This window comes from Sphingomonas sp. (assembly GCF_048594985.1).
Taxonomy (GTDB): domain Bacteria; phylum Pseudomonadota; class Alphaproteobacteria; order Sphingomonadales; family Sphingomonadaceae; genus Sphingomonas_I.
Genome location: NZ_JBMDXG010000026.1, coordinates 1 through 7,761, shown reverse-complemented (window position 1 = coordinate 7,761; position 7,761 = coordinate 1). Strand labels below are relative to the sequence as shown.

The following is a 7,761-nucleotide window of genomic DNA, read 5'->3' as shown; positions in this document are numbered from 1 at the left end:
TTGGGGCGGCCGAGCTCGCCCGTCACCAGCACCGCCGCGCCGCCGGGCGCCCAGCGATAGACGCCGTTCTGGCCCGCTTCCTTCAGCGGGGACCTGTCGCCCTGCGTGAAGCCGTAGGGCGGATCGGTGAAATAGATCGCGCCCGAGCGGCTGACGGTCAGGTCGTTGCAGCTACTGAACCTCTTGCCCTGGTAGCGGCTGACCAGCACGGTCCGCCGCTTGGTGGCGAGGTCGACCCGGTCGATCGATCCGCCGCCGCTATTGGCGATCAGCAGCGCGCCCGATCGATCGAGCGCGAGCCCGTTCGAGCCCGCCTCGCGCACCAGCTTGGGATCGAGCCCGCCCGTGCCCGATGGCTGGAGGAACACCGACACGCCCGCCTTGCGCGACCAGCGGCGCATGATGTTCGTGCCCGGATCGGAAAAGAGCAGGTAGCCGCCGTCGCGCGCCACCCACACCGGCCCTTCCGCCCAAGTAATCCCGGTCGCGATCGTCTCGATCGCCACATCGGCCGCGACGATGCGGTGGAGCTTGGGCGACAGGCGGCGGACCGACGGCTTGGCCTTCTGCGCTAGCACCGGCCCGGCGATCAGTGCGGCGGCGGCGGTCCCGATCAGCGTGCGCCGGTCGAGGATGACGCTCACAGCGTGATCCGCTTCTGCTCGCGCGCGGAGCGATAGATCGCCTCGATCAGGCGCATGTCGCGCAGCCCTTCCTCACCGCCGACGATCGGCTCGCGATTCTCGCGGATGCACTGGACAAGGTGGTCGAGCTGTCCTGCGAACTGCGTCGATCCCGGGCCCGGCGGCGACGTCACCTCGGTCTCGCGCCCGTCCTTGCCGGTCCACATCCGGTTGCCGGTATAGCGCGTCGCCGGTTCCAGCTCGATCCGGCCCTGATCGCCCATCAGGATATAATGGTTCTGGTTGGCGCTATACATCGACATGCACGACGCGATCACGCCGGACGGGAATTCCAGCTCGAACTCGATCATGTCCTCGACCTCGGTGAAGCGCGGGTCGTTCTTGTCGGTCTGTTCGTGGGCGTAGAGCGCGATCGGCTCCTCGCCGGTCATGTAGCGCGCGGCCTGCAGCGCGTAGATGCCGATATCCATCATCGATCCGCCGCCCGACAGCGCCTTCTTCAGCCGCCACTTGGACGGATCGCGCTGGACGAAGCCATGCTCCGACCGGAAATAGCGCCTTTTGCCGATCGCCCCGCTGTTCGCCAGCCTGCGCGCCTCCAGGTTGGTCGCCTCGAAATGGCTGCGATAGCCGATCATCAGCTTCTTGCCGGCCTGCTTGCACGCCGCGATCATCGCCTCGCATTCGGCGGAGGAGATCGCCATCGGCTTCTCGCACATCACGTGCTTGCCGGCCTTGGCGGCGCGGATGGTGTATTCGGCATGCATCGAATTGGGCAGGCAGACATAGACGATGTCGACGTCCGGATTGTTCTTGATGCTGTCGTAATTGTCGTAGCTGTAGATGCCCCGCTTCGGCAGGCCATATTCCGCCGCGAGGCGCTTGGCCTTTTCGGGATCGCCGCTGACCACCGCGACCAGCTTGCTGTGCTGGCAATTCTTGAACTGCGGCATGATCACGTTGACCGCGTAATAGCCGAGCCCGACGATCGCATAGCCCATCTTGCGGTCCGGCGTCTGCGCGGTCGCCGCGCCGCCCGCCAGGCTCGCCACCGCCAGTCCGCCCGCCGCTGCAATCGATTGACGCCTGTTCATCGTGGTCATCGCCCGCTTCTCCTGTTCCGGTCTCGTGCCGCCTGCTTCACGTAGCGAGTTACCGGGGGCACGGAAATGGGCTAGCGGTCGTACATGTCCGCTCTTCAAGGCCCGCACGATCTGACCAGAGGGGCGATCGCGCCCACCTTGCTGCGCTTCGCCGTGCCGACGTTGCTGGCCAACGTGCTCCAGTCGCTCAACGGCACGATCAACGCGATCTGGGTCGGGCGTTTCCTGGGCGAAGGCGCGCTCGCGGCGACGTCGAACGCCAATCTCGTCATGTTCCTGATGTTCAGCCTGGGCTTCGGCTTCGGCATGGCGACCACGATCCTCGTCGGGCAGGCGATGGGCGCGGGCGACATCGTCGCGGCGCGCCGCGCGCTCGGCACCACGATGGGGCTGTTCGCAATCGTGTCGGTGGCGGTGGCTTTGCTCGGCTGGGCGGTGTCGCCGGCGCTCCTGCGCCTGCTCGCCACGCCCGACGCGGCGCAGCCGCTCGCGCTCGCTTACCTGCGCGTCATCTTCCTCGCGCTGCCGCCGATGTTCCTGGGCGTGCTGCTCAGCATGGGGCTGCGCGGCACCGGCGATGCGCTCACGCCGTTGCTGCTGATCGTCCTCAACGTCCTGATCGACGCGGGGCTCAACCCCCTGCTGATCCGGGGCATCGGGCCGTTTCCGCGCATGGGCATTGCGGGTTCCGCGACCGCGACCCTAGTCGCCAATTACGTCGTGCTGCTCGTGGGGCTGGTCTACATCTATGCGCGCGATCTGCCGATCCGGCTGCGCGGGCGCGAATGGCGCTTCCTCCTGCCCGATTGGGCGCTGCTGCGCGTAATCTTCGTGAAGGGGCTGCCGATGGGGCTCCAGATGCTCGTCTTCACATTGTCGGCGCTGGTGATGATCGGGCTGGTCAACCGTGCGGGCGTTGCGGTCACCGCCGCTTATGGCGTCGCGCAGAATCTGTGGGCCTATGTGCAGATGCCGGCGATGGCGATCGGTGCGGGCGTGTCCGCGATGGCGGCGCAGAATATCGGCGCCGGGCGGTGGGACCGGATCGGCCCGATCACGCGCGTGGGCGTGATCGCCAACCTCGTCATGACCGGCGTGCTGATCCTCGCGCTCCTGCTGTTCGATCGGCCGGTGCTCGCGCTGTTCCTGGGCGGGGACAGCCCCGCGATCGGCATCGCGCGCCATATCCAGTTCATCGCGAGCTGGAGCTTCCTGCCCTTCGGCGTCACTCTGGTGCTGTTCTCGACCGTGCGCGCCAACGGAGCCGTCTACGCGCCGCTCCTGATCCTGTGCGTCAGCGTGTTCGCCGGGCGGATCGGCTTCGCGGCGGCTTTGCTGCCCCGCTACGGGATCGACATCCTGTGGTGGAGCTTCCCGCTCGGCTCGACCATCTCGCTGGTGCTGGCGGCGCTCTATTACCGCTTCGGCAACTGGCGGACCCCCGGCATGATCGCCGGCCTCGTTCATCCGGGCGAGGAAGCGGCCGAACAGGCGAAGGCGGCGACCGAGCCCGGCGGCCGGATCAACCCGACGAGCTAGGCCATGGTTCGGGCGGGGGCCTTTGCCTCAGCCCAATCCACCCGGCTTGATTGATCAGCGCCGCCAAAGCCGACATGCTCCTCGCCATGGTTACTGGGAGGCGGTGAGTGTTCGAGGTTCGCGAGGACGACCTGACAAATCCGCAAACGCGCGACTTGTTGGCGCTCCATCTCTCGGGAATGCACGCGAGCTCGCCGCACGGGCATGTCTTCGCTCTCGATCTGTCCGGGCTGCGCGCGCCGGACGTGACCGTCTGGACGGCGTGGGTCGGGGAGCGTGTGGCTGCGGTCGGCGCCTTGAAGATGGTATCGGGTGATACCGCCGAGGTTAAATCGATGCGAACGCATCCGGAGTTCCTGCGGAAGGGGGCAGGCGCGGCAGTTCTGGAGACAATAATTTCAGCCGCAGCGGCAAGAGGGGTTCGCCGGATCAGCCTGGAGACGGGCAGCGGACCGGCGTTCGCGCCCGCGCTTGCTCTATACCGGCGGCGGGGCTTCGTGAACGGCGCTGCCTTCGGCGGGTACGAACCGAGCGACTTCAACCAGTTTCTGCACCTGGAACTCGCTTAACCGAGCGCCTGCCGGTCGCGGCGCGGCAGTGAGCTACCAAAAATAGGGTTGTTGAAACTCGATGCCGCAACTGCCGGTACGGCTTTACGGCCGATCCCGATGGCTTACGCCGTAACCGTCCGCCGACGCCGCAACTCCCCGCCGACGAGGCCGAAACCGGCGACCATCATTGCCCAAGACATCGGCTCGGGCACCGAACCCAGGCTGACATAGCTGAAATTCGCGAATGCGTTCACGGCGGCATCGGAGCCGGTGATGGTGAAGCGCGCCTGCGTCCCGAAGTCGAAGGGCGTGTCGAGCTCGGTATAATTGACCGATCCCGTGCCCTTGACCAGCAGCCCCGCCGGCGCGGCCGCGAAGTCGATCGCGGCGAAGTCGACCGCGCCGTTCCACTCGGTCAGCGCGGGCCCCGGCGACCAGAAGGTGAAGCTGCTGGGCAGCAGCGTGATCCAGGCGTCGCCCGCGAACGTATCGCCGAATTCGTCGAGATCGGCGACGTTGAACGCCATCTCCCCCGTCATGCGTGCCGTGTAGGAGCAATCGTACAGCGTATTCGTCGGATAATCGTAGCAGGTCCGCTCGACCCGCTTCGGCCCCGAATCGAACTGCACATTGATCGACGTCGCGGCCTGTCCCTGCGCGGCGATAGAGGACGCCAGCGCGACCGACGCACAAAGCAACGCTTTCATACTTTCCTCCCCCGTCGGTCATGCCCGTGCCGGCATGTTCCGTCCTGTCGGCCTCTTACGACGGGCGCGGAAAACAGACAATATCCAGGGCTATGCCGCTCCCGATGGTCCTCGAACAGAGTGGAGCGGTCAGCGAACGCGCATGTCCTTGAAAAGAGGAAGGAGTCCAGCGGGAGCCGACTGCACGAAGCCCGCGCGACTTTTACGGGCCGCCAGACGTTCGCGATGCGATCTGTTCGAAAGCACTTCGGACTAACCCGCCCGCTCAATCCTCGATCGTCTCACCCGGTTCGATCCCCCACAAGACCGCCTGCTCGATGAAGCCGCGTCGATCCGCGATGGCGACCCGGCACCAGCGTCCGTCGCACGTCTCGATCCGCCCGATTACGCCCGGTTCGGCGCGCCACAGCAACCTGGCGTCCGGCGACGCCTCCTCGCGGATCGGCTGGATCCCGCCCGTGACGATCCCCGTCCGCCGCGCGCTGAGCAGCGTGGCGAGCATCCAGCCGGTCGTCCCGTCCTGTTCCTGCACGCGTCGCCACGCGCCCATCACCTGCAGCACGCGCACCGGCAGGTCGCGCCGCTGGTACAGCCAGATGCCGGGATAGGTGCGCTCCGGCCCCGTGCGCATCATCGCCTTGCCCGCCGCGATCGACGCCCAATAAGGCACCGCCCGTTCCTGCGCCGCGACCGGCGAGGCGAGGAAAGCGAGCAGCGCGAGGGCGGGCAGGGTGCGGCGACGGATCATGTGCCGCCCCTAGCGCAGACGGGCCCGCCGGGCGACCGTTCGGTTCAGCGCGGGTGCGCCTTCAGCCAGTCGAGCACGCGGTCGGGCGCGCTTTCGCCATAGGGGTCGTCGTCGGCGCCCGTGTCGTTGATGCCCGGCTCCTCGAACCAGCCGGTCACCACTCCGTCGTCGACCACCATCGCATAGCGCCACGAGCGCGCGCCGAAGCCGAGATGATCCTTGTTGATCAGCATTCCCATCCGCCGCGTGAATGCGCCCGATCCGTCGGGCACCAGCACGACCTTGTTGAGGCCGAGCGACTTGCCCCACTGGTACATCACGAAGGCGTCGTTGACCGACAGGCAATAGACCTGGTCCGCCCCCGCGTCCCGCAGGTCGTCATAGAGGCGCTCGAACGCGGGGCATTGCTCGGTCGTGCAGGTCGGCGTGAACGCGCCGGGCAGCGCGAACACGACCACGCGGCCCGCGCCGAACAGCTCGCGCGTCGACCGGTCCTGCCAGCGAAAGGGATTGGGGCCGCCCACGCTCTCGTCGCGCACGCGGGTCTTCAGCGTCACGTCCGGAATTTCACGCCCCAGCATTCATGCTCTCCCGGTCTCTCGCGTCCGCCTCAGGTGATCGGGCCGTCGGCGCGTCCCTGGACGAACTGGTCCACATAAGGGTTGCCGCTGTCGTACAGCCGGTCGCGCGGCCCGCACCACACGATCTTGCCCTGGTACAGCATCGCCACGCGGTGCGCGATCTTGCGCGCGGAGGCCATGTCGTGGGTGATCGTCAGCGCGGTGACGCCCAGATCATCGACCAGGCTGACGATCAGGTCGTTGATCACGTCGGCGCGGATCGGGTCGAGCCCGGTCGTCGGCTCGTCGAAGAAGATGATGTCGGGGCGCGGCGCGATCGCGCGGGCCAGCGCCACGCGCTTCTGCATGCCGCCCGACAGCTCGCTCGGGCGCAGGTTGAGGATGCGCGCGTCGAGCCCGACCCGCTCCAGATTCTCCTCGGCGACCTGGCGCATCCGCGCGCCGTCGACCGCGCGCCCCTGCGTCAGGCCGAACGTCACGTTGCGCCAGATCGGCAGCGAATCGAACAGGGCCGATCCCTGGAACAGCATCCCGAACTTGGCGCGCATGCGGTCCAGCGCGACGCCCGCCAGCCCGACGATCTCCTCGCCGTCGACCTTGATCGATCCGGAATCGGGCTGGAGCAGGCCGAGGATGCACTTCAGCGTCACCGATTTGCCGCTGCCCGACTGGCCGATGATCGCGAGGCTTTCGCCCGGCTCGATCGCCAGATTGACGCCGTCGAGCACGCGGGTCGGCCCGAACGCCTTGCTGACGCCGTCGAGCAGGATCTTGGGCTCGGGCATCAGCCGAACACCGACGCGGTGATGAGGAAGTTGGATGCCAGGATCAGCATGAAGGCGGACACCACGGCATTGCGCGTCGCATTGCCGACGCCCGCCGCGCCGCCCGCCGTATGATAGCCGTGATAGCAGCCCATCAGCGCCAGCAGGAAGCCGAACACCCCGGCCTTGACCATCGCCATCTGGAAATCGTCCCACGCCAGATAGCGCCGGCTGATCGCAAGGTAATGGGCCGAATTGAAGCCCAGCTTCTGCACCGCGAGCAGCCAGCCGCCGAAGATGCCGATCGCGTTCGCGGCCAGCACCATCAGCGGCAGCGCGATCACCGCCGCCACCAGGCGCGGCGCGATCAGGTAGCGATAGGCATCGGTGCGCAGCGTGGCGAGCGCGTCGAGCTGCTCGGTCACGCGCATCGTCCCGATCTCCGCCGCCATCGCCGAGGAGACGCGCCCCGCGACCATCAGGCCGACCAGCACCGGTCCGAGTTCGCGCACCATGCCGATCACCACCACGGCGGGCACGGTCGACTGCGCGGAGAAGCGCGATCCGGCGGTGAAGATCTGCTGGGCGAGCGCCGCGCCCGTGAAGATCGCGGTCAGGCCCACCACCGGCAGCGAGAACCAGCCGATATGCGCGAGCTGCTCCAGCAGTCGGGCGGGGTAATAAGGCGGGGCGGCGGCGCGGACGAACGTCCGTCCGGCGAAGAGCGCGACGCGGCCCACCGCCGCGAACATCGCGATGATGACGCGGCCGATCGCGGCGAAGGGGGCGAGAACGGCGCTGCTGGAAGATGCCATGCGACGGTGCTGATAGCGGGCGGCGGGGGCGCTCGGCAACCTGCTTTGCGCGAAAGCCTCTTTATGTCCCGACGCACGCGCTATCGGACGTGGGGGAGGGGCCACGCTGCGGGGGCCGGAGGGTGGCTGCCAGGCCGCCGGATCGCGGAGGCGTTGTCCCCTCGATCCGGCCGGCTTTAGCGGTCTGCCTTTGCCTCGGCGCGGGCGGCGGCGCGCTCGAACGATGTCACCAGACGCGCGCGGACCTGGTCGGGCATGTCGGGCTCGGCACGGATGTCGGCGGCCGCCTGGCGCATGCCGCGCGCGATC

The 7,761-nt window shown here is 67.7% G+C and carries 9 protein-coding genes; 2 read left to right on the top strand and 7 right to left on the bottom strand.

Translation table 11 applies throughout. The annotated features are described in order from the left end of the window. Positions 1-644 (bottom strand): SMP-30/gluconolactonase/LRE family protein (locus ACOJSF_RS00985; protein WP_420140378.1); only part of this gene is annotated, 644 nt, incomplete at its 3' end. Continuing rightward, positions 641-1,747, bottom strand: coding sequence for a Gfo/Idh/MocA family protein (locus tag ACOJSF_RS00980; protein WP_420140377.1), 1,107 nt, complete (start codon positions 1,745-1,747; stop codon positions 641-643). The genes ACOJSF_RS00985 and ACOJSF_RS00980, both read right to left, overlap by 4 nt. Positions 1,748-1,831: 84 nt before the next feature. Between ACOJSF_RS00980 and ACOJSF_RS00975 the strand changes: the two genes are divergently transcribed. Both ACOJSF_RS00975 and ACOJSF_RS00970 read left to right on the top strand, forming a co-directional pair. Further along, complete coding sequence (locus ACOJSF_RS00975; RefSeq protein WP_420140376.1) at positions 1,832-3,286, top strand: MATE family efflux transporter; 1,455 nt, start codon at positions 1,832-1,834, stop codon at positions 3,284-3,286. Between the two features lie 107 nt (positions 3,287-3,393). Further along, positions 3,394-3,855, top strand: a complete 462-nt coding sequence (locus ACOJSF_RS00970; protein ID WP_420140375.1) for a GNAT family N-acetyltransferase — start codon at positions 3,394-3,396, stop codon at positions 3,853-3,855. A gap of 104 nt (positions 3,856-3,959) precedes the next feature. Here ACOJSF_RS00970 and ACOJSF_RS00965 read toward each other — a convergent pair whose 3' ends face one another. From ACOJSF_RS00965 to ACOJSF_RS00945, 5 genes are all read right to left on the bottom strand, one after another. Beyond that, positions 3,960-4,544, bottom strand: a complete 585-nt coding sequence (locus ACOJSF_RS00965) for a PEPxxWA-CTERM sorting domain-containing protein (RefSeq protein WP_420140374.1) — start codon at positions 4,542-4,544, stop codon at positions 3,960-3,962. A 265-nt stretch (positions 4,545-4,809) separates the two neighbouring features. Then, the gene (locus ACOJSF_RS00960) at positions 4,810-5,292 is read right to left on the bottom strand and encodes an SH3 domain-containing protein (protein ID WP_420140373.1); all 483 of its coding nucleotides are present in this window, start codon (positions 5,290-5,292) and stop codon (positions 4,810-4,812) included. Positions 5,293-5,336: 44 nt separating this feature from the next. After that, complete coding sequence (locus ACOJSF_RS00955; RefSeq protein ID WP_420140372.1) at positions 5,337-5,873, bottom strand: peroxiredoxin; 537 nt, start codon at positions 5,871-5,873, stop codon at positions 5,337-5,339. A 29-nt stretch (positions 5,874-5,902) separates the two neighbouring features. Continuing rightward, positions 5,903-6,658 carry an ABC transporter ATP-binding protein gene (locus tag ACOJSF_RS00950; RefSeq protein WP_420140371.1) on the bottom strand — a complete coding sequence of 252 codons (756 nt, stop codon included), beginning with the start codon at positions 6,656-6,658 and terminating at the stop codon, positions 5,903-5,905. Further along, complete coding sequence (locus tag ACOJSF_RS00945) at positions 6,658-7,452, bottom strand: MlaE family ABC transporter permease (RefSeq protein WP_420140370.1); 795 nt, start codon at positions 7,450-7,452, stop codon at positions 6,658-6,660. The genes ACOJSF_RS00950 and ACOJSF_RS00945 overlap by 1 nt, the downstream gene beginning before the upstream one ends. Positions 7,453-7,761 lie beyond the last annotated feature (309 nt).

Bases quoted from the DNA above. Each gene is read 5' to 3' on its own strand.
- ACOJSF_RS00980 (WP_420140377.1), bottom strand. From the start codon at position 1,747: ATGACCACGATGAACAGGCGTCAATCGATTGCAGCGGCGGGCGGACTG.
- ACOJSF_RS00975 (WP_420140376.1), top strand. From the start codon at position 1,832: ATGTCCGCTCTTCAAGGCCCGCACGATCTGACCAGAGGGGCGATCGCG.
- ACOJSF_RS00965 (WP_420140374.1), bottom strand. From the start codon at position 4,544: ATGAAAGCGTTGCTTTGTGCGTCGGTCGCGCTGGCGTCCTCTATCGCC.
- ACOJSF_RS00960 (WP_420140373.1), bottom strand. From the start codon at position 5,292: ATGATCCGTCGCCGCACCCTGCCCGCCCTCGCGCTGCTCGCTTTCCTC.
- ACOJSF_RS00955 (WP_420140372.1), bottom strand. From the start codon at position 5,873: ATGCTGGGGCGTGAAATTCCGGACGTGACGCTGAAGACCCGCGTGCGC.
- ACOJSF_RS00950 (WP_420140371.1), bottom strand. From the start codon at position 6,658: ATGCCCGAGCCCAAGATCCTGCTCGACGGCGTCAGCAAGGCGTTCGGG.
- ACOJSF_RS00945 (WP_420140370.1), bottom strand. From the start codon at position 7,452: ATGGCATCTTCCAGCAGCGCCGTTCTCGCCCCCTTCGCCGCGATCGGC.